The 21,034-nt window shown below is 49.3% G+C and carries 21 protein-coding genes and 1 other RNA gene; 12 read left to right on the top strand and 10 right to left on the bottom strand.

The annotated features are described in order from the left end of the window. Window positions 1–404: 404 nt before the first annotated feature. The 4 genes from NST07_RS11950 to NST07_RS11965 all read right to left on the bottom strand — a co-directional run bounded on the left by NST07_RS11950 (window position 405) and on the right by NST07_RS11965 (window position 4,588). Window positions 405–1,772, bottom strand: coding sequence for an MATE family efflux transporter (locus NST07_RS11950; protein WP_342481633.1), 1,368 nt, complete (start codon window positions 1,770–1,772; stop codon window positions 405–407). Between the two features lie 137 nt (window positions 1,773–1,909). Next, a complete protein-coding gene (locus tag NST07_RS11955) occupies window positions 1,910–3,160 on the bottom strand; it encodes a putative glycoside hydrolase (RefSeq protein WP_342481634.1) in 1,251 nt (416 codons plus the stop codon). 238 nt (window positions 3,161–3,398) lie between these two features. Next, window positions 3,399–3,593 (bottom strand): hypothetical protein, encoded by a 195-nt coding sequence (locus tag NST07_RS11960; protein ID WP_038589654.1) that lies wholly within the window; start codon window positions 3,591–3,593, stop codon window positions 3,399–3,401. Between the two features lie 161 nt (window positions 3,594–3,754). Continuing rightward, complete coding sequence (locus NST07_RS11965; protein WP_341091876.1) at window positions 3,755–4,588, bottom strand: YitT family protein; 834 nt, start codon at window positions 4,586–4,588, stop codon at window positions 3,755–3,757. Between the two features lie 317 nt (window positions 4,589–4,905). Here NST07_RS11965 and NST07_RS11970 point away from each other — a divergent pair, with 317 nt between their 5' ends. Next, the gene (locus NST07_RS11970; RefSeq protein ID WP_341091877.1) at window positions 4,906–6,552 is read left to right on the top strand and encodes a DEAD/DEAH box helicase; all 1,647 of its coding nucleotides are present in this window, start codon (window positions 4,906–4,908) and stop codon (window positions 6,550–6,552) included. Window positions 6,553–6,647: 95 nt separating this feature from the next. Here NST07_RS11970 and NST07_RS11975 read toward each other — a convergent pair whose 3' ends face one another. Then, window positions 6,648–6,746 (bottom strand): dihydroorotate dehydrogenase, encoded by a 99-nt coding sequence (locus NST07_RS11975; RefSeq protein WP_144024380.1) that lies wholly within the window; start codon window positions 6,744–6,746, stop codon window positions 6,648–6,650. A 179-nt stretch (window positions 6,747–6,925) separates the two neighbouring features. Between NST07_RS11975 and NST07_RS11980 the strand changes: the two genes are divergently transcribed. The 3 genes from NST07_RS11980 to NST07_RS11990 all read left to right on the top strand — a co-directional run bounded on the left by NST07_RS11980 (window position 6,926) and on the right by NST07_RS11990 (window position 8,627). Next, window positions 6,926–7,780 (top strand): DUF624 domain-containing protein, encoded by an 855-nt coding sequence (locus NST07_RS11980; RefSeq protein WP_341091879.1) that lies wholly within the window; start codon window positions 6,926–6,928, stop codon window positions 7,778–7,780. A gap of 103 nt (window positions 7,781–7,883) precedes the next feature. After that, window positions 7,884–8,076: non-coding RNA, 6S RNA (gene ssrS / locus NST07_RS11985), on the top strand. Window positions 8,077–8,237: 161 nt separating this feature from the next. After that, window positions 8,238–8,627, top strand: coding sequence for a DUF1499 domain-containing protein (locus NST07_RS11990; RefSeq protein WP_341378166.1), 390 nt, complete (start codon window positions 8,238–8,240; stop codon window positions 8,625–8,627). Window positions 8,628–8,818: 191 nt separating this feature from the next. Here the strand turns inward: NST07_RS11990 and tpx are convergent, their stop codons facing one another. Next, window positions 8,819–9,337, bottom strand: a complete 519-nt coding sequence (gene tpx / locus NST07_RS11995; protein WP_341091883.1) for a thiol peroxidase — start codon at window positions 9,335–9,337, stop codon at window positions 8,819–8,821. A gap of 111 nt (window positions 9,338–9,448) precedes the next feature. On the opposite strand from tpx, the gene NST07_RS12000 reads away from it, so the two are divergent. Both NST07_RS12000 and NST07_RS12005 read left to right on the top strand, forming a co-directional pair. Continuing rightward, window positions 9,449–10,075 carry a rhomboid family intramembrane serine protease gene (locus NST07_RS12000; RefSeq protein ID WP_341091886.1) on the top strand — a complete coding sequence of 209 codons (627 nt, stop codon included), beginning with the start codon at window positions 9,449–9,451 and terminating at the stop codon, window positions 10,073–10,075. A 14-nt stretch (window positions 10,076–10,089) separates the two neighbouring features. Further along, window positions 10,090–11,004: a LysR family transcriptional regulator gene (locus NST07_RS12005; RefSeq protein WP_038589672.1), complete on the top strand. Its 915-nt coding sequence runs from the start codon at window positions 10,090–10,092 to the stop codon at window positions 11,002–11,004. 50 nt (window positions 11,005–11,054) lie between these two features. On the opposite strand, the gene NST07_RS12010 is transcribed toward NST07_RS12005, so the two are convergent. Next, complete coding sequence (locus NST07_RS12010) at window positions 11,055–11,729, bottom strand: zinc metallopeptidase (RefSeq protein WP_038599346.1); 675 nt, start codon at window positions 11,727–11,729, stop codon at window positions 11,055–11,057. Window positions 11,730–11,766: 37 nt separating this feature from the next. After that, window positions 11,767–12,198 (bottom strand): MerR family transcriptional regulator, encoded by a 432-nt coding sequence (locus NST07_RS12015; RefSeq protein ID WP_341091889.1) that lies wholly within the window; start codon window positions 12,196–12,198, stop codon window positions 11,767–11,769. 668 nt (window positions 12,199–12,866) lie between these two features. Between NST07_RS12015 and NST07_RS12020 the strand changes: the two genes are divergently transcribed. From NST07_RS12020 to NST07_RS12030, 3 genes are read left to right on the top strand one after another with little or no spacing between them, the layout of a single operon-like run. Next, the gene (locus tag NST07_RS12020; RefSeq protein WP_341091892.1) at window positions 12,867–14,261 is read left to right on the top strand and encodes an ammonium transporter; all 1,395 of its coding nucleotides are present in this window, start codon (window positions 12,867–12,869) and stop codon (window positions 14,259–14,261) included. 37 nt (window positions 14,262–14,298) lie between these two features. Next, window positions 14,299–15,372 (top strand): DUF294 nucleotidyltransferase-like domain-containing protein, encoded by a 1,074-nt coding sequence (locus NST07_RS12025; RefSeq protein ID WP_342481945.1) that lies wholly within the window; start codon window positions 14,299–14,301, stop codon window positions 15,370–15,372. Continuing rightward, the gene (locus NST07_RS12030; protein WP_038589680.1) at window positions 15,369–16,118 is read left to right on the top strand and encodes an exonuclease domain-containing protein; all 750 of its coding nucleotides are present in this window, start codon (window positions 15,369–15,371) and stop codon (window positions 16,116–16,118) included. The genes NST07_RS12025 and NST07_RS12030 overlap by 4 nt, the downstream gene beginning before the upstream one ends. On the opposite strand, the gene NST07_RS12035 is transcribed toward NST07_RS12030, so the two are convergent. Next, window positions 16,100–16,576: a M67 family metallopeptidase gene (locus NST07_RS12035; RefSeq protein ID WP_342481635.1), complete on the bottom strand. Its 477-nt coding sequence runs from the start codon at window positions 16,574–16,576 to the stop codon at window positions 16,100–16,102. The two genes, NST07_RS12030 and NST07_RS12035, sit on opposite strands and share 19 nt — an antisense overlap. A 262-nt stretch (window positions 16,577–16,838) precedes the next feature. Here NST07_RS12035 and NST07_RS12040 point away from each other — a divergent pair, with 262 nt between their 5' ends. Continuing rightward, entirely contained in the window at window positions 16,839–17,402 is a 564-nt protein-coding gene (locus NST07_RS12040; RefSeq protein WP_341378170.1) for a TlpA disulfide reductase family protein, read from the top strand. A gap of 88 nt (window positions 17,403–17,490) precedes the next feature. Here NST07_RS12040 and cimA read toward each other — a convergent pair whose 3' ends face one another. After that, on the bottom strand, window positions 17,491–19,110 hold the full coding sequence (gene cimA / locus NST07_RS12045) for a citramalate synthase (RefSeq protein WP_341091899.1): 1,620 nt from the start codon (window positions 19,108–19,110) through the stop codon (window positions 17,491–17,493). A 226-nt stretch (window positions 19,111–19,336) separates the two neighbouring features. Between cimA and NST07_RS12050 the strand changes: the two genes are divergently transcribed. Both NST07_RS12050 and NST07_RS12055 read left to right on the top strand, forming a co-directional pair. Next, window positions 19,337–20,629 carry a DNA polymerase IV gene (locus tag NST07_RS12050; protein ID WP_341097627.1) on the top strand — a complete coding sequence of 431 codons (1,293 nt, stop codon included), beginning with the start codon at window positions 19,337–19,339 and terminating at the stop codon, window positions 20,627–20,629. 159 nt (window positions 20,630–20,788) lie between these two features. Then, complete coding sequence (locus tag NST07_RS12055) at window positions 20,789–21,031, top strand: ferredoxin (protein ID WP_341091901.1); 243 nt, start codon at window positions 20,789–20,791, stop codon at window positions 21,029–21,031. The last annotated feature ends 3 nt before the right edge of the window (window positions 21,032–21,034 follow it).

Below are 21,034 nucleotides of genomic sequence, written 5' to 3' on the forward strand. Positions count from 1 at the left end.
CTGAAATTGAAAAGCTGCAAAAATGGGAAAAGTAAACAGTGAGAGTCCAAACCTGCCGCACACAATCGCAAAAAAACAACTTTACGCAAACTGTTACCGATGAAAATGTCTGCTACGCCCGGCTTTATATCGATTCATTAATGGTATGCTTCTCGCAATGTATCTCCTGAACGACACTCGCTTTTTCTTTCGTAAGGACTTAGCGGAAGTGGAAATTGTGGGGGTAGAGAACGGAAGAGTTCAGCATTTATCCTTTGGCAGCAATGATGAGATGGAACGGGCCGATCGTGAGACCTGATTAAGACCGTAGTTATTCTAGTACTATATTTGAAAATGATAACAGCGGCGTCTAAGACTATTTTTATAAAGTCTTGGTCCGCCGCTGCTTCGTTTAATGGATCAGTCTATACTTTATTTTCACCGAACATCAAGGCAAACCGCCGCTGGACTTTAACTAGCCGTGTCAGCAGCAGAATGGCTCCAATCGCCAGACCGGTAATCAGCCCAACCCAGTAGCCGTAGGCACCCATATCGGTATAAGTCGCCAGGACATAGCCTGTAGGCAGGCCGATTACCCAATAGGCGGCGAAGCAAATGATGAATGCCGGGTTTACATCCTTATAGCCCCGCAGTACCCCTTGCGTCGGCGTGGCAATGGCATCGGAGATCTGGAAGAAGATCGCATAGATTAAAAAGTGCTGAATCAGGGAGATGACCTCGGGTTCGTCAGAATAAAGTCCGGCAACCGAATCACCGGTGAACAAGAGGACGAGAGCAGTCAGCAGCGACAGCACGGCGGCGGTGCCGATGCCCATAATACCGTATTGGCGGGCATCCTTCTGCCTGCCGGACCCGTTCTCAAAGCCGACGAGAATCGTCAGGCTCATGCAGATGCTGAGCGGAATCATGTATAGGGTGGAGGCGAAGTTGATCGCCGCCTGATGAGCTGCAATGGTTACTGTGTCGAACCGGCTCATGAGCAGTGTTACTGCCGAGAAAACCGCCGTTTCAAAAAAGATGGAAAATCCGATAGGCACGCCAATCTTAAGCAGCTCTTTGAAGCTGCCCAGCGATATGGCGTAGAACTTGCGGAACAGCTGCAGGCTTTTGAAGGGATCAGATCGGTAAATGAAGGTCAGGGCAATTCCGAAGATCACCCAGTAGGTGATAGCTGATGCGACCCCGGCTCCGACTCCCCCAAGGCGCGGGAAACCGAAATTCCCGAAGATAAGCAGATAGTTCAGCCCAACATTGACAGGTAAAGCAATTAGCGTGATGAACATCGAAACTCTTGTCTGCCCTAATGCATCGATACAGCTGCGGACTACCGTATAGCCGAACAGAGGGATGATGCCGAAGGAAATGGCGCACAGGAAGCGGAAAGCGATATTCCTTACCGACGGCTCCAGATTCATAAAATCAAGAACAGGCGACAGTGCGAAACCGCCGATCATGAGGACGAGCAGAGAAACAATCAGTGAGAGCCAGATGCCCTGGGTCACCTGATAAGCGACATCTTTATCCCGGCGGTTGCCTATTAAATTGGACACAATCGGTGTTATACCCATGAGTATACCGCTAAGACCGGTTTGAATCGGGATCCATAAGCTGGTGCCGATGGCTACGCCGGCCAGATCATTCGTGCCGAATTTGCCGGACATATTGGTATCAAAGAAAGTAATAGCTGACAACGCAATCTGCGTAACAAGAATAGGAAATAAAATATGCAGGAATTGGCTTGCCTTTTGTTTAAGAGAAGTAGTATGTATCATCGGTTTGTGCCTCGTCATCTGAATTTTATAAAAGTGGGTAATATATAATCTTATATTATCAGTAAAAGACCCGGCAGGGCGCCGGGCCTTGGCTTATATTTGCTGATTGATTTCATCAAGGATAATTGCTGTAGTCATTATTTCTCGTAATCTACACCCGAAGTGTAACGGTTGTTAGCATTCCAGAGGAGGAATTCATCCACTTTCTCATCTTTCAAAGCCCGGATCTGGTCTTCTACCTGCGTCTTGCCGTATTTCACATAATGGGCGCTTCCAAGCCAGCTTGCGGTGAAGTCCTGAATCCAGGGGCGGATAATCGGTTTGTAGCTTCCCAGAGGGTCGAGCTTCTTATGTGTATCGACCATAGAACCCTTAATGGTCGCGTAAGGGTCTTTGTCAGGGTCTTTCACATCGAACCATCCTGTTGAATAATGGCTTGGGTATACCATCGGGCTGATGACGTCAACATTCTTCGATATTTTCACGAAATCCTGGCCTATGCCTTCCGCAGCGGGAACAGAAGCGGCGTATCCGAAAATATCAACTGATACCCGTACGCCCAGCGGGTTTAGTTCTGCTTTGGCGTATTTAACGAAGTCGCCAATGATTTCTACACGTGGTCTGTCGTTCTTGGTATATTTAAGAGTATCAGCACGTTTCTCGAAGCCTTCCGGGAAACGGACATAATCGAACTGGATTTCCTTGAAGCCCAATTTGGCGGCTTCCTTGGCGATGTCTACATTGTATTTCCATACATCTTCATTATAGGGATTGACGAAGCTGTCTCCGCCTTTATTGCTCCAGACTGTGCCATTTGTATTTACGAATGACATTTCCGGCTTCTTCTTGGCGAGAACAGAGTCCTTAAAGACTACGATCCGGGCAATCGGATATACGTCATGCTCCTTTAGGCGGGTCATCAGCTTGTTGATGTCACCGATGAACGGCTGGGGATGACCCAGCTTCTGAAGTTCAGCATTGTCTGTCTTGTAGGTAATATATCCTGCATCATCCTTAATATCGATGACCATGGAATTTAATTCCGTTTTATCAAGCAGGTTAAGCAGCGTTTCCATCCGTGCTCCGCCTGCACTGTAGGCTGTCACATAAATACCTTTAACCTTGGGGGCATCCGGCTGCGGATCGGCAAGAATCGTGCCGTCAGTACCTCCTGCTTCAGTTCCGGGTGAAGCGCTTGTAACCGGAGTAGGGGATGTGGTGCCGCCTGTGGCGTTTGGTGATGCTCCGTTTGGATTGCTGCTGTGCTCTGCGACGATGGGGGGATTTGTGGCGGACTGCAATGCAGCCGTCACGTCGGAGTCGTGTCCGCCATGCGGCACGCCAACGCCTCCCAGGGCCATCATCAGTAATGCCCAGGTGATGTTCATTTGCTATTCTCTCCCTTTATGTACATTCCCTTAAAGTATAAAGGAACGGCAGCTGCCAAAAAGAACAGACTTGTAACAATCCCTGTAATTTTTGGCTGTTAAAAATAACCGCTCTTGTTGTTTATAAACGGGATGTACAGATTTTAAACGGTCCTGTTAAAAAGTAAATGCCGCCCGGACCCGGCACATAGCCGAACCCCAAGCGGCAACTATGAAGACTTGCTTCGAAACGTCTTGCTCACTGAAGATACGCAGAATTCTGATGCTCGCAAATGCTGTAATGGATGATATCCATGGCATCTGCCGGTTCCAGAATACTCAGACCGTCACGCAGAACGATTACGGAATTCAATTCATTCTGCTTGAGAAACGGCATCATATCAGGATACCACCTCATGACGATTGCTGACAGTTTTACCGTTTCCATTTCCATAAAAATCACCCTTTCCTTTTTCGAATGGTACTGAATTGAATTCAGGGTACACCCGTAAAACGAAGTGCTTGAAAAAAGAGGGGTAAATCCCAATCTTCATGAAATTGTAAGGGTCCTGCGTGAGTATAATATATCACAATTTTAATTTATGCGCATTTCTTTCAATGTGATCTTTTACGGAAGGAACCCATGACTCCAACGGTTTCCACAATGTTCACAAAAGCCTGAGGGTCGCTGGTTTTAATGATTCTTTTAAGCTCTGCAAGCTCATAGCGGGTGGTCACTGTCATTAGCATGTCCCGTTCCACATGAGAATAAGCGCCCTCTGTTTTGATCTTTGTGACCCCGCGTTGCAGGCCCAGAAGCTGCTGAAGCAGTTCGTCTGTTCTTGTGGTTACGATGTAGACAGTCACTTTAACATGACTGATGTGAATCAGGTCGACGACCTTTCCGGTCACATAAATGGAGACCATCGAAGCAAGGGCTAGATTCCAATTGTCGTCAAAATAGGCAGCGGCCAGAATGACAATACCATTCAGCCCTACAAGCACATTCCCGATCGGGAAGTCGCGGTAGCGCGTAATAATGGAGCCGATAATGTCAAAGCCGCCCGTAGAGCCTCCAACCCGAAAGGAAATGCCGCTGCCGACACCTACCAGCACTCCGCCAAAAACGGAGGCAAGTAGCATATCCGACGCTACAGCTGTCTGCGGTACCAGTGTCATTAGCCAAGTTGTGGCTCCTACGGATAAAATGCTGAGAATAATAAATCTGCGCCCGAGCTGAAACCATCCTGCCACAAGCAGCGGCACATTGAAGAGCAGATATAGCAGACTGATGTTAAGGGGAGTGAAATAACCCACTAACATTGCCACACCGGATACCCCTCCGCTTAGCAGCCGATGGGGGATTAAGAACAGATTGAAGCCGCTTGCTATCATCGCCGAACCCAAGATGATGGCAAGGTAATTTCCTAGTTGTCTTAGTCGTAACAAGCAAATTCACCTCTAGAGTGTAATGTAAGTAATGAAAGAAAGGAATACACTGGTATTCCTGATCGGGTTTGTGATATAATGTATAGGATATTCTTGAGTAGAACGTTACAATGGTACTTTTGCATTGCTTCGGATGTGAAGCTACAATTGTTCAGGCTAGATAACCAAGCTTGATCATAGGACATTTTTTCGTCCCAATACGCGTAAACCATGCAGAGATTACGGCATGTTTGGACAGCCTATAAATGTGTTTACCGCTACTTAAGAATACAGACAAGCATGTGGAATGTCCACTGTATAGAAGGAGCATGAATAATTTGAAAACATTCGCAGAATTCGGCTTGGAGCCAAAAGTACTTCAAGCAATCACAGAGCTAGGATTTGAGGAAGCAACACCCATTCAGGAGCAGGCAATCCCGCTCGCGCTGACTGGAGCAGACTTGATTGGCCAGGCACAGACCGGTACAGGCAAAACAGCCGCTTTCGGTATTCCCCTCATCTCCAAAATTGCCCGGGAAGAAGAAAAAATCCTGGCGCTAATTATGACGCCAACCCGTGAGCTTGCGATTCAGGTTGCTGAAGAAATCGGCAAACTGACCCGCTTCAAGGGTCTGCGTTCACTGGCTATTTACGGCGGACAGGATATCGGCCGTCAAATCCGCGGATTGAAGAAGAAACCACAGATCATTATCGGAACACCTGGACGCCTTCTGGATCACATCAACCGCAAGACGATCCGTCTTGATGACGTGCAGACCATCGTGTTGGATGAAGCTGATGAAATGCTGGATATGGGCTTCATGGAAGACATCCAGACGATCCTCAAGCTTGTGCCTGAAGAACGTCAAACCATGTTGTTCTCAGCAACAATGCCTCCTAACATTCAACGTCTCGCCCAACAGTTTCTGAAGAACCCGCAACATGTTTCCGTAATTCCAAAACAAATCAGCGCTCCATTGATTGACCAAGCCTATATCGAAGTTCCTGAGCGCCAGAAGTTTGAAGCACTGAGCCGTCTGATTGATATGGAGTCCCCAGATTTGGCAATCGTCTTCGGACGTACCAAACGCCGGGTTGACGAGCTTGCCGAAGGCCTCCAGAAACGCGGATATTCCGCTGACGGATTGCATGGCGACTTGTCCCAGAACCAACGCGATGCGGTTATGCGTAAATTCCGTGACGGCAGCATTGACGTACTGGTAGCTACTGACGTAGCGGCGCGCGGACTCGACGTTTCCGGTGTAACACATGTTATCAACTTCGACCTTCCGCAAGATCCGGAAAGTTATGTACACCGTATCGGCCGTACAGGCCGTGCAGGTAAAGAAGGAACAGCGTGGTCATTCGTGACTCCGCGTGAAATGGACCACCTGCATCTGATCGAGCGTGTAACCCGTCACCGGATTACCCGCAAACCGCTGCCAACAATGGCTGAGGCAATTGAAGGCAAGCAACGCATCACTGCAGAACGTCTGCTGGCAATGGTTGAAGAAGGCAGTGAGCTGAACGAATACAAAGGCATCGCGATTCAATTGCTGGAGCAATATGATTCTGTACAACTGCTCTCCGCAGCAATGAAATTGCTTACCGGCGACAACAAGGATACACAGGTTGAATTGACACCGGAAGATCCGATCCGTGCAAAACGCCGCGGCGGCAAGAATGACATCCGCAGCGGCCGCAAGCCTAATGGCGGCTACGGCGGCAACCGCACTGGTTCCGGCACAGGCGGTGGCTATAAAGGCAACCGTGATAGCGGCAGCAGCTATGGCGGCGGCTATAAAGGCAACCGCGACAGCAGCAGCGGCAGCACAACCCGTGGTGGTTACAGCAGCGGCTACGGCAGCAACAGCAGCAGCGGCGGTTACAAAGGCAACCGTGACAGCAGTGCCGACCGCAAACCATCGGCGCGTCCAAGCAGCACAAGTACCCGTCCGGCTAAACGCGAAGATTACGACATTTAAGCAGCACCGGCAATAATGAAGAAGACGAGTACCGGTTAACGGTTCTCGTCTTCTTTTTGTACAAATGAACATATTTAGGCTTTGTGTTTCATGCCTTAGATAACAAAAGTACGAGTGATAATAACGAGCAGGATGAACAGAACGAGGATAGTGCCTGTGGAAGTCCAGACGTTGCAGCCAACTGGTGAGGACATAGGTAAAACCTCCTTTGAATTAAGGTGATTGTAATGGTTACGTTCCTAATATATGGACGGATCGCCGGGCTTGCATAGACCATAACCCAGAATCTTAAGAATGGGCGCTGGAAAAGTCCGGGTCAAATAAGGTATAGTTAAGATACGCAGTATGCGCGAGACAGACAGGAGGAAGGGAATTGGAGTTTAAAGGAGCAATGGGCGGTTTATACCGCGTCACGGAATGGATTTCACGTATCGCCTTCAGTAACATTTTGTGGGCAATCTGTTCGGTTCCGTTTCTGTTCATGGGAGTAATGAAGATGATTATGTGGGGATCGGGTGCAGGCGGCCCCAATGAACAGATCACACTGAACTGGGCGATGGGTATTTTGGCACCGTTTACGGTGTTTCCGGCAACAGCGGCACTATTTACGGTTGTACGTAAATGGGTTATGGGCAATAGCGATGTTAGCACATTCCGCACTTTTTTCCAGGGGTACAAAGAAAATTATTTCAAGAGTATGCTTGGGGGATTAATCTACACAGTGCTGTTTGTTGTGATGTACGTAGATGTGACCGTATACATGACGCAAATGGCGAATTTCAGAATCGTCGGTATTTTGATGCTGGTGCTGATGATTATTTTGTTCGTCTCCATGTTTAATTTCTTCTCGATTGTGGTTCATTATCAAATGACCTTCAAAGAAGTGGTGACCAACTCCGTTCTGTTGACAATCGCCCGGCCGATCCGCGTATTCTCCACGCTTATTGGTGCAGCGGTTCTTGTCTATATAGGTCTGAAGTATCCGGTGCTTTACGCCTTGTGTATTCCTACACTGATTGCTTTTTTCGCCTTCTTTAACTTTTACGCTACATACAACAAGCTGCAATTGCAGGTGGAGAAGAAGAAGCAACAGGAACTGGAAGCCCAGGAAGCCCAGGAGGCGGCAGAAAGAGAAGCTGCGTTGCTTGAGGCGAATGATTACGATGATGACGATGACGACGACGATGATGATGAGTACGATACAGATAAAGATAAAAAACGGATTTAACATTAATTACACATAAGCCGTGAAATAAGGCGAGAAATTTATTCCAGTGTAAATTAAAGCGCATACAGGTTTACTTTTTCGTCAAAACGCAATATAATAGTAACAAATCCTGCGATGTACGTTTACGGTTGCTCGTTGTTTTGAACCAATGATAATGTCTTGGGAGATCTATACGAAGCGCGGCTGAAAGGCCCTGTCTATACGACGCGGGGAATTCAAAAACGACTTCTGCGGTCACCCACCTGCTATAGCAGGTTCAGAAGACACTGTAGCCGGACGGCATAGGCGGGTTTTCTACTGTTTTTGACAAGGTGCCCTGTTTCCCGCTTACCCGCGGGGATGGGGTGCCTTTTTGTTTATAGTGAACAAGGTGAAAGTGAGCAATGCCCTTTTGTTCCTGGGATAAGAGTGTTACACTTAGACTAATGAACTTGGGATTTGAAGAGGGGGAAGAATTTTGTCGTTGAAAAGAACCTTGGTCGGTTTATTTCGCAGTCATGACGGAACAAGCGACCGTGCAAAAGATCCGGCATTAAAGACGCGTTACTACACTCTTTCTAGAGATAAGGCGTGGGAAGAAGTATCCTCAACGCTGAAGAAGATTCCTGGCTTCAAAGTGCTTCATGAAGTGCAATCTGTAGGAGAGATTACGCTTGAGAAGAGAACGGCATTCGGGCGTACGCTGGATATTACCGTGTCGGTGCTTAATACCTCACCGGTGCGTTGCGGCGTAGATATGTACTCGGCTTCCAGAGGTTCGCTTGGCGATCTTGGCGCCAACTATCGAGTAATTCAACGTCTGTACCAGTCTCTTGATAGGAAGCTAGGCAAATACAAGACAGAATAAAGGCAAGCTGCACTTTTCTGTTCAGAGATTGTATACGGTTTCGTGAAGTATGAAGATGCAGCCTGTCATTGAACAATAAGGCTACCCATAAGCAAAAAGCGGGAGAAGGATGACCTTCTGCCGCTTTTTTTTAGAGAATAAGAACTTATAGACTTTCATGTACTACGAATGAAATACAATTCGGCTGAAGGCTACAGCAGTTCCTTTACAGCTGCAATAGCGGCCTCGTAATTGGGATGCTCGGACATTTCGCCGAGGTACTCCACATAAGCCAAAGTATCGTTTTTGTCGATTACGAAGATGGAACGCATGTCCAGACGGAATTCTTTAATCAGGACGCCGTAGGCTTGTCCGAAGGCTGCTTCCTTGTGATCAGACAGTGTGATGACCCGGTCAATGCCCGCGGCGCCGCACCAGCGGGCTTGGGCGAACGGAAGATCCATACTGATGGTGAGAATAACGACATCATCGCCGAGCTCTGCGGCCTCGCTGTTAAAGCGGCGGGTCTGCGCATCGCATACACCGGTATCCAGAGAAGGCACCACGCTGATCAGCTTGATTTTGCCGGCGTAATCACTGAGGGAAGTATCTTCCAGCAGATTCTTGCTCACTGTGAACTGTGGTGCGGAATCTCCGGCTTTGAGCTGCGGACCCACCAGTGTGAGGGGGTTGCCTTTAAATGCGGCCACGCCTGTTCTTTCTTGCATCATATCCTTGGTTCCTCCTTGAATTGCAATATTGGATTCTTACTGCCACAATAAATTATAATCTTTTTAGAAGCTGGATGTCCAACCGGACAACTTACATAAAGGGTGGGTGTTATGATATTCATACGATATGAGAAGTGGAGAAGCTATCTCCGGTATTATCCGGTAACCTGTTTGCTTATTTTGGCGAATGTGATTATGTTTATTGTTCTGACGTTGAACGGCGGCTCGACAAATATCCAGACACTGATTGATTACGGGGGAACCGTTAATGTCAGCCCGCTCAAAGAGGAATTGTGGCGTTATGCGACAGCGATGTTTCTGCACAATGGCTTTGCCCATCTGTTCTTTAACTGTTTCGCGTTACTGGTGTTTGCTCCGCCTTTAGAACGGCTGATGGGCTGGTGGCGCTACGCGCTGCTCTATCTGGCGGGAGGTTTCCTTGCCAATCTTCTGGGAGTCGCGGTCAGCAGCCGTTCGGTGGTGGATTACGGTACGGTGTCAGTAGGGGCTTCAGGAGCGATCTACGCCATATACGGCGCATTCCTCTATATTGCGCTGCTCCAGAGAGTGATGATGGACGAGAGCTCACGTAAGACGTTGTACGGGCTTTTGGTGATGGGGATTATTATGTCCTTCGCCACACCTCATGTGGACTATACAGCCCATATTGGCGGCCTCGTGGCCGGGTTCTTTCTTTATGGACTTATGATACGGATATTCAAAAAAAGCCGAAGGTAGGAGGTGTTGGATTCGTGGAACTTAGACAGCTGCAATATTTTTTGAAGGTAGCGCAAAAAGAGCATGTTACCCGGGCGGCAGAGGAGCTGCATGTGGCGCAATCTGCGGTTAGCCGCCAGATTCATCAGCTGGAGCAGGAGCTTGGAGTGGACTTATTCATGCAAAAGGGGCGCAATCTGCAGCTCACCCCGGTGGGGCAGCTTTTTTGCAAACGGGTAGAGTCGGTGCTGAAGGAATTGGAGCGCTCGGTAGCTGAGGTGCATGAATTTCTGGACCCGGAGCTGGGAGAGATCCGCATCGGATTTCCGCATAGCCTGGGTACGCATCTTATACCTTCCATTGTGGCGGAGTTTCGCCGGCATTATCCTCAGGTTAAGTTTCGTTTCAAGCAGGGCTCTTTTCCGTCTTTGATTAAAGACGTGCTGTCCGGTGAAGTGGATCTGGCTTTTATTTCTCCCTTCCCCGAAAATGACGGTCATGTGGCCGGTGATATTGTAATGACAGAGGAGCTGTTTGCGATCCTTCCGCAGAATCATCCGCTTGCCGGAGAGAAGGTAATCCGGCTTGAACAGCTGCGGGAAGAAAAGTTCGTTTTGTTCAGCCAGGGATATTCACTGAGGCCGATTGTATGGCAAGCCTGCCTGCAGGCAGGGTTCAAGCCGCAGATTGCTTTTGAGGGGGGAGAGACGGATACCATACGCGGTTTGGTCGCCGCTGGCATGGGAGTGAGTCTGCTGCCGGAAACGGCATTGTATCAGACCAATCCTATGCAGCCGGCTCAAGTGAGGGTGATAGATCCCGTTGTGACCAGGACGGTTGGGATCATTCACCGCAGTGAGGGCAAGCTGCCGCTGGTAGCCCGCTCCTTCCGCACTTTCCTGTTGACGTATTTCAAAGATAGAAATAACAATACCCCGGTCGGCTCGTAGCCTTCCGGGGTATTCGCTCTGTATATCGACAGCGGGTTAACTAGATCAGCTTAATCACGATTTCCCAAGAACATCATGATCAGACGCAGCAGTTCAAGCAGGGAGACCAGGGCAGCAGCGACATAAGTTAAGGCGGCTGCATTCAGGACCTTGGCTACGCCGCGCTCTTCCTCGTTGCGGATGTAGCCTTGCTCAACCATGACCTGGCGGGCCCGGCTGCTGGCGTTGAATTCAACCGGCAGTGTGACAAGCTGAAAGGCTACTGCAGCTGAGAAGAAGATGATACCCAGACCAATAAGATTCAATGAGCTGAAAATAAATCCTGCCAACAGCATGAAGGGGGCTACGCCGGAAGCGAAATTGACAACCGGGAACATCCGGTGGCGCAGCGTGAGCATTGGATAATGTTCTTTATGCTGAATGGCATGGCCGATCTCGTGACATGCGACAGAGACAGCGGCAATGGAGCTTTCATAGTATACAGGCTCCGACAGGCGCACAACCCGGTGGACGGGATCATAATGGTCGGAAAGGGTGCCGCGCACAGGTTCAATCGGTACATCATAAAGGCCATTGGCATCAAGCATGCGCCGTGCGGCTTCATAACCTGTCAAACCGTTCATGTTGGCAACCTTGGACCATTTATTAAAGTTGCCTTTAACTCTGAACTGAGCCCACAACGAGAATAGAAAAGCGATAATAACTAACAGGTACATCAAAGGCATCATATAACATTCCTCCACTATGGTGTGAAAATAATATTTACATCGGCGGCCCCTGCGAGAGCAGCAGCCGGATCGCCTCCATGCACGCAACACCCTGCGGAAGCAGTGCGGCCAGCGCTCGTTTGGCTTGGACCGGTTTCAGTCCGCTGATCATCGGTTCCAATGCCTTTACTTCGCGCTCAAGCCGCTGCATCTGCAGTTCCAGCTCCACGAGTTTATCCGAAACATCGGTTTCTGGTGCGGCTGAATTCCACTTGCTCATCATGGCTTTGATTTCTTCCAATGTATATTTCTCATGCTTTAACTGATTGATACGTTCCAGAGCGATTAAAGTTTCATGGCTGTACAGCCGATAGTTCTTCATGCTTCTGGTTTCTGGTACAATGAGTCCCAGCTTCGTATAATAATCGATTGTGCGTTCACTGATGCTTGCAGCTTTGGCCAGTTCGCCAATCCGGTACAGGGTCATATCCCCATGTTCTTCTCACCTCGCTAACAGAATCCGGCCGGTTTGATCCGGCGCTTATCTTACTATATTTACACTTATTATGATATCAAATGATAAACCGTACAGTCAAACGTGATACTTACTTTAAGTATATGCAGGGTTAAAGCCAAAGATACCCTTGGAAAAGCAGGTTTCCTTCTATAAGATTGTACACCGATTGGACCTTACGAACTGCGGTATATTCACAAAGATGGAGGGGGATCTATAATTATATTACATGATGTGTCATGTTTATTGAATTGATGGGAGAGCGCGCTGCTTCTTTTGCTCATGAAAAGAAAAGAGTTCGGCAAAATAAGCGCCATTCACTTGATATATGTTCAGAATACTCATCATACAATACAGCATCTTGGATCATTTACATTAATGAAAATACATATTCATACATGGAGAAGTCCGTTTTTGCTGTATGCGTTTGCATAAATAAGGTTTGCTGATCGGCTGAAAACCTGTGATTTAACAGCGAAAATGCGTAGCTACAGGCAAATAGTGAAGAAATCATGTGCCTCAAGAAATAAATCGCAGCATTCATAAAAATAGTCTTGTCAATTTACCTGACTTCTGATTATAATGACATTAAGAGTTTCACGCTTTGTTAGAAAATATAACATTGGGGAGTGGGGTAAAGAATGAAAAAAAAGATGATAATGATGTTTCTGGCCATGATTACACTGATGGTCTACCCGGTCAGCGCATTTGCCGCTGAAGGTCCGGCAGCACCGGATCTCCAAATCGGATTGGATACGGCGTTTACTTTCCTGGCATTTATTCTTGTATTCTTTATGCAAGCGGGGTTTGCAATGCTTGAAGCCGGTTCGGTCCGGATGAAGAATGCGGGCCACGTAGCTGGTAAGACCGTATTGACACTCGCAATTGCCAGCTTGTGTTTCTGGGCACTGGGTTTTGGCCTTGGCTTCGGTAACGGCAACGGGTTCTTCGGAACTACAGGCTTCTTCTACGGTGGTGAAACACAAGCAGCATCATTCGATTCCCTGGTATTCTCAGATGTAACCTTAAACATTAAATTCCTCTTCCAAATGGCTTTTGCCGCAGTTTCTCTGGCTATCGTATCCGGTGGTATGGCGGAACGTGCTAAGCTTAGTGTATACATTATCTTCGGAATTCTGTTCTCTGTAGTTATCTACCCTGTCGTAGCTCACTGGGTATGGGGCGGCGGCTGGTTGGCTGAGCTGGGTATGCAGGACTATGCAGGTTCAACGGTTGTCCATCTTACAGGTGCAACGGCGGCTGTAGTCGCGACAATCTTGCTGAAACCCCGTCTTGGCAAGTTCAACAAAGAAGGCAAGCCGGTTATTATTCCGGGCCATAACCAAGTATTCACAGTACTCGGTGTTATCATCCTCTGGTTCGGCTGGTTCGGATTCAACCCTGGCAGCGCGTTGTCTCCAATGGGCGGATTCTTCGGCCACGTAGCATTGACAACTAACCTGGCAGCTGCGGCTGGCGGTTTGGCTGCATTGATCGCTTCTTGGCTCTACTTCGGCAAGTCGGATATCCCGGCAATGCTGAACGGTGTTCTGGCTGCACTGGTTGCAATCACAGGCGCCTGCGCTTTCGTAGTGCCTTGGGCGGCAATTCTTATCGGGTTTGTAGCGGGAGCATTCACTTTCATGACTTCACAATGGCTGGAACGTGCCGGCCTTGATGATCCAATTTATGCCTTCTCTGTACATGGTATCGCTGGGATGTGGGGAGCGGTGTCCACAGGATTGTTCGCAACACCTGATCTGATCGCGGAAGGTGCGCTTGTTGGTAAACCCGGATTGTTCTACGGCGGCGGATTCCACCAGCTCGGCGTACAGGTGCTGGGTGTGGCAGGTACCTTTGTCTTCGTAGCAGTTCTGTCCTTCATCATTCTCTACGTAATCAAGTTGGCTATCGGCCTGCGTGTTACCGAAGAGGAAGAATTGATGGGCCTTGATATCAGTGAACATGGTACTTACGGTTATCCTGAACAAATGAAACTGATTGCAGAATCGGAATCCAAGACCCTTAAAAATTAACTACTTCATGGATGGGGAGGCGGACCGAGTGGCTTCGATGGAGTCAGCAGAGTGGAATGAAGATAATAATTACTTGTCCATCGCAACGGCTGGTTCGCCGCAGGAGCTTAAGGCAAGGCGCACGGCCTGTCAAACCGTACTTCTGGCACAGTTAAACGTTGTTCCAATCGGGGAATGGATGACCCGTGTCAATGCAATGCATGACAGTATTGCGAAGGCGGCTGTAATCATATGTGAGGCGCAGATGAAAGAGGCGGGCTACGGCCCGCCTCCCTGCGCCTATTCCTTTATTGTGTTCGGCAGCGCGGGCAGGCAGGAAGCTACGCTCTGGAGTGATCAGGATAACGGCCTGATTGTGGAAGGGGAACCGGATGGGCTTAAGAAGAGTTATTTCCGGGCCTTTGGTGTGATGTTGTCGGATCTATTTGAACAAGTGGGTTATGAGAAATGCAGCGGCAAGGTGATGTGCTCCGAGCCGCTCTGGTGCAAGACACTGACGGAATGGAAAGAACAGCTGCAGAGCTGGATGCACCACCTGGAATGGGAGCCGATCCGTTATCTGATTATCTCCTCCGATATGCGTCATGTAGCCGGGAACGCGGAGTTATCCGCGGAGTGGCGGGAAGCTTTTCATGCGGGATATATCGGCAACGGGAAGCTGTCCACGGCGGTGCTGCGCAATACGGTCCGCCACAAGGCAACACTAAATCTTCTTGGGCAGGTACTGACGGAGCGGTTCGGCGATTATGCCGGGGGATTTGATGTCAAATATGGTGTTTATATTCCGCTCGTGAATATTGTTAGACATTTGTCTTTATTTGAGGGAGTCTGGGACAGCTCCACGCTGAAGAGGCTGGAAGTATTGGGGGCGCTTGGCAAGTACCAGCACCTTGAAGATCTCCGCCGGGCATTTTTGACCGCGCTGCGGATGCGTGCGAACACTCCCTACAATGTAAACGACGGCTTGTTGTCCAGCAGTGATTATATTGCTGAAAGTGATCTGAAGAATAAGCAGCTCATGTCCGAGCTGCGGGAAAGTCTGCTGCTCGTCAGGCGCCTGCATAGGGCACTGCAGCGTCAGCTCCGGTCAGCGGAAAGGAGACAGTCATGAAGGAGCCGAACAAAGGCGGCGGATTCTGGAACAACCTGAGACAAGGCGGAATGCCATCCGCCATCGCGTCGATGAGAGGCGGGGAATCGGCACAGCAAACTGCGCAGCAAATGGCCTTTATCCGTTCCCTGATGCGCGAGAAACGGCGTCCTGAAGTGCTGCATACCCCTCTCGCTGAACTTGAGACCGTTATTTTTGACCTGGAAACGACAGGTTTCTCCCACCAGCATGGGGATGAGATTATGTCATTTGGTGCGATTCGTGTAGTAGGAGAAGAAATAAAAGAAGATGAATGCTTTTATACACTGGTAAACTGCCAGACGGCGATACCGGATAATATTACCAAGCTTACGGGGATTTCTAAAGAGATGACATCCGCTGCACCTTCGTTAATGGACGGGCTGCATAATTTCATGTCCTTTGTGGGCCAGCGGGTGCTGGTGGCGCACGGAAGTGCGCATGACAAGTCTTTTCTGAATGCTGCATTATGGAAAACCTCCAAAGTGCAGCTTACCCACAGAGTGCTGGATACGATGATGCTGGCCCGCTGGCTTGAGCCGCACCGCAGCAATTATACGCTGGATGAACTCCTTGCCGTACACGAAATTCCGATCCAAGGGCGGCATCATGCGCTGGAGGATGCCAAAATGACGGCTCGGTTATGGGTGTCTTATCTGAACGAGATCTCCCAGAAGCGGCAGGTCGACACCTTGGGAGATCTGTACGCTTATTTAAGCAGAGCATAGAGCGGAGCATGCAGCAGCCGGTAACCCGCTGTTCTACTTGAATCAGGCAGCCGGTCGATATGAAAGCCCCTCAATGTTATTTCCTCACTCTTCTCCGTACCGGGAGAACCGATCAGGTATACCTTAAATTCAGGACCCAGTGCACTTAGTCCCTTGATGTCGGAGGGAGAAGGCCAGGGGGCAGAATGGGGATGGGAGTGGAACAAACCGACAGGGACGGGCTCGTTATAGAGTGCCTTTACCCATTCGCGGGGATCGGGAACGAAGGCATGCAGCGGGTCAGGCGCTACGTTGCTCATGGGGACATAGTCCTTGATGTGCATGCCGCCCGCTGCGTCAGCACCCAGCAGTATGCCGCAAGCTTCATGCGGGTAACAGGTCAGCAAATGCTTCCCCAGCATGAGCTGTACGGAGCTATCCAGTCTGATGGGCTGGGTTTTTCCCTGGTATGCTGTCATATCTTCACCCCTCTCTCTTCATAGGATTTCGTCTCTGACGGAATCCTCTTTTTTTGAAAGATAAGAATTTATATGTTTCACGCTATAAATTATCCTTCTATTTCTCGCTGAAACGAATACCGTCCTTTTGAGGACGGCAAAGCCGTTTCCACTTGGTACGGAAGAAGCTGATTTTATTTGGATGTAAAGGATGGTTTGAAACTGCACATATTGGGGGTACAATAGGAGCAAACCATCCCATTTGCAAAGGAACGGTCTTCCCATGAGAGCTGTGGATAAACGAAATGTAACTGTTGTGGCCTTGATTGTGATATTGGCCGTTCTCGTAATTGCGCATAAATTCAGGGCTGACCCCGAGTCAGTACCGGTAGTGCAGCAATCGACCAAGCTGGAAAGCGGCGCAGGTGCTGGCTTGCTGGCTCCATCCTTCACTTTGCAGGGAAACGACAGCACTGTTTACGACGTAGGAGGACCTAGGGAGAAGGCGCTGATGCTTAATTTCTGGGCTTCCTGGTGTGAACCCTGTCAGCTGGAGGCTCCAGAGCTGAATGCGATGGCTGTTAAATATAAGAATGTTCTTGATATTTATGGCATCAATGTGACCAGCCAGGATTATAAGCCCAACGCCGAACGTTTCATCAAAAAATATATGCTGTCCTTTCCGGTCATGTTTGATCTAAAGGGCAAGGTGTTTGATAAATATAACGGTGCGGTATTTCCTACCAATGTACTAATTGACAAAAACGGGGTGATCTCCGAGATTATTCTCGGCGTCTTGACTCCCGAAGAGCTGGAGAAGAAAATCATCACACTAACCGGCTCTTAAAGAAAGGGCAACGATTAAAGCCCCCCTGCGAAACGGGTGTTTTCCCGGCTGCAGGGGGGCTTTGTCTGAGATTTGTGAGATCAAATCTTTAATGGTTGACTAAGCCTCTAGGCTCACTGCTGGACTTCTTGTCGTTTTCAAGTGAGATTTGTCCCAAAAGGGCATAACGCATACTGTCGACCAATGCTTCCCAGCTGGCCTCAATGACATTGCTGGATACTCCAACCGTACTCCAGGTATTAGTATAATTTCTGGATTCGATCAGAACCCGTACTTTTGCAGCGGTCTGATCCTGTTCATCCAGCACACGAACCTTATAGTCGGAGAGATGCATCTCATCCAGTTGCGGGAAGTAGGGCAGCAGCGCCTTGCGCAGCGCATTGTCCAGCGCGTTGACCGGACCGTTGCCTTCTGCAGCGGTATACAGGCTCTCGCCGCCGGCCTTCAGCTTGACGAAGGCCTCGGAAACGACCGGACTGCCGGCTGTCTTCTCCACAAGCATTTTGAAGGATTCAAAAGTGAACAGCTCGTTCATCTCGCCGGTGGCTTCACGCAGCAGCAGCTCCAGTGAGGCGTCGGCGCCTTCGAATTGGTACCCCTGATGCTCCAGGTTCTTGATCTTGTCAATCACCTTGCGGGCCTGCTCGCTGCTTGGGTCAAGACTGAGGCCCATATCCTGGGCTTTAGACAGGACATTGCTCTGGCCGGCCAGCTCAGAGACCAGCACGCGCTGCTTGTTGCCCACCAGTTCAGGAGCAATATGCTCATAGGTACGCGAGTCGCGCATGATCGCAGAGACGTGAATGCCGCCTTTGTGGGCAAATGCAGCCGTTCCAACATAAGGCTGATTAACCGGCATATTCACATTGGCGACTTCGCTCACGAAGCGTGCGGTGTTGGTCAGCTGGGGGAGGGAATCCCCCGGAATACAGTGATAGCCCATCTTAAGCTGCAGCGTGGGAATGATAGAGCACAGGTTGGCATTGCCGCAGCGCTCACCATAACCATTGATTGTGCCTTGCACCTGCCGGGCACCTGCGCCAATGGCACTGAGTGTATTGGCGACCGCAAGCTCACAATCATTATGGGTATGGATACCCAGCGAAGCGCCCGGAAGGGACCCGGCCATACCGGATACAATGTCTTGAATCTCATTCGGGAGTGTGCCGCCGTTTGTATCGCACATGACCAGCCAGTCCGCGCCGGCTTCCCGTGCTTTAGCCAGGACGGCAGCTGCATACTCCGGATTGTTCTTATAGCCGTCGAAAAAATGCTCAGCATCGAAGATCACTTCGAGGCCTTTGCGTTTCAGATAAGCGATGGAGTCTCCGATCATCGCCAGATTCTCTTCTAGTGTAGTTTGTAGGGCAGTATGCACATGGAAATCCCACGATTTCCCGACTAGTGTAGCCGCCGGTACGCCGGCATCAATCATTCTTTGGAGATTGTCGTCGTTCTCGGCTACAGAGTTCTTGCGCCGGGTGCTGCCGAATGCGGTGATTTTGGCATTTAAATGAAATTCCTTGACTCTTTTGAAAAATTCGATATCCTTATTGTTGCTTCCCGGGATGCCACCTTCAATGTAGTGCACACCCAGATCATCGAGTTTTCTGGCAATCTTCAGCTTATCATCCGCCGACAGGCTGATGCCTTCGCCTTGGGTGCCGTCGCGTAGTGTCGTATCGAAGATGGAGATGGACTTAGACATGGGAGTCCTCCTAAAAGTATTGTGAGAATGGCTTCCTGGATTTACTCCGTACAGAATTTGTTTCGGAAGCATCCGCTTAAGGGAAATGAATTTTTATATTATAGCATTTTTACGCGGGAATGTAACAAAGAACTTTACAGCGTTTCTGCTTTTGTTGACCTTCCGGCAGTTGAAGAGGTATGCTAAATCCGACAATGGAAACCCTGAAGATAAGAAGGTAGATATTGTGCAGAACGTGGATCAGTATTACCCAACGAGCGGCAGGGTTATTCTGCATGTGGATATGAATGCGTTCTACTGCTCAGTGCATGAGGCGGAGGATCCGGAGCAATACAAAGGCAAACCGACGGCGGTTGCCGGAAGCGTGGAGCTGCGGAGGGGGATTATTGTCACCTGCTCCTATGCTGCACGCAGGCTGGGAATCTCAACAGGCATGCAGGTGCAGAAGGCACTCCGGATTTGTCCATCCTTAATTGTTATTCAACCGAACTTTCATCTATACCGCAAGTATTCGAATGCATTCATGCAGATTGCCTACAGCTATACTCCGCTGCTTGAAGCAGTCTCAATAGATGAATGTTATCTCGACATTACCGGCTCCAGACAGTTCGGGACTCCGCTGGAGATTGCCGGGGCCATCCAGCGCCGGATCATGGAGGAGCTTGGACTGCCTTGCTCCATTGGGGTTGCCCCCAATAAGCTGCTGGCCAAAATTGCCTCGGATCTGAAAAAGCCCAACGGAATCTCCGTCCTCCGGCTGCGTGATGTGCCGGATATTTTGTGGAACAAGCCATGTAATGAAATGTTCGGCATCGGCGGAAAAACAGCCGAAAAGCTCCGGAAGCTTGGCATCTACAGCATCGGCCAGCTGGCTGCGGCTGATGAGAAGATGCTGGTGGATTATTTCGGGGTCATGGGCTCATGGCTGAAACGGGCGGGCAACGGTATTGACCACGGCATTGTGAATCCTGAGCGCGAACAGAGCAAGTCAATCGGGCATACGACAACCTTGCCGAGAGATGTAGTCGGTCTGGCAGAGGCCCGGCCAATTCTGCTGAATCTTAGCGACCAGGTTGCCCGGCGGCTGAGGAAGCAGGGCTTGGTGGCAGCAGGTGTGCAGCTTACGATCCGCACACCCGACATGAAGACCATTACCCGGTCGCGCCAGCTGGAGACTCCTTCAGAAAGCGCAGAAGACATCTATAAGACGGTGTGTGAGCAGTTTGCCAAGCACTGGAAAGGGGACAAGCCGGTACGACTGCTGGGTGTTACCCTGCAGGGACTGAGCCCCAAGGAGGACTCCGCTATCCAGTTGGATTTGTTCGATTATGAACGTCAGCCGAAGAAGGAGTCCCTGAACAAAACGATGGATATGCTGCGCAACAAATTCGGAGAGAATGCGGTGCTGACGGCCGGCATGCTCAGTGACAGCCACTCGGCCCGCCTCCGCAATCATAAGGAGCGCGGCACCTCACTGCAGAAGGACAATCTCGAAAGTGTTGATCCTGATAAAATATGAGAAAAGCCTTGCCCGGCATGGACATTCAAGCAATGGAATATGCGTCGAAAATGGAAACGAATTGAAAACTAATTGAAATTGTATTCTATTTATATTAATATGAGAAAAATAACAGGCTGCTACAGCAGGCTGTATTGTTTAACGGGAGGCAGAGAAAAAATGGCTAAATACACTTGGGTCGAAAAAGATACTTGCATCGCTTGTGGTGCTTGTGGCGCGACGGCCCCTGATATTTTTGATTATGATGATGAAGGTTTGGCAGAAGTGATCTACGAGAATGACAGCAATCGCGGGTGTACTGTAATTCCGGATGATTTGTTCGACGATTTGCAGGATTCTGCAGATGGATGCCCAACGGACTCCATCAAAATTGCGGATGTTCCTTTTAATAAAGAAGGTTAATCC

The organism is Paenibacillus sp. FSL L8-0340 (assembly GCF_038593145.1).
Lineage (GTDB): Bacteria > Bacillota > Bacilli > Paenibacillales > Paenibacillaceae > Paenibacillus_AQ.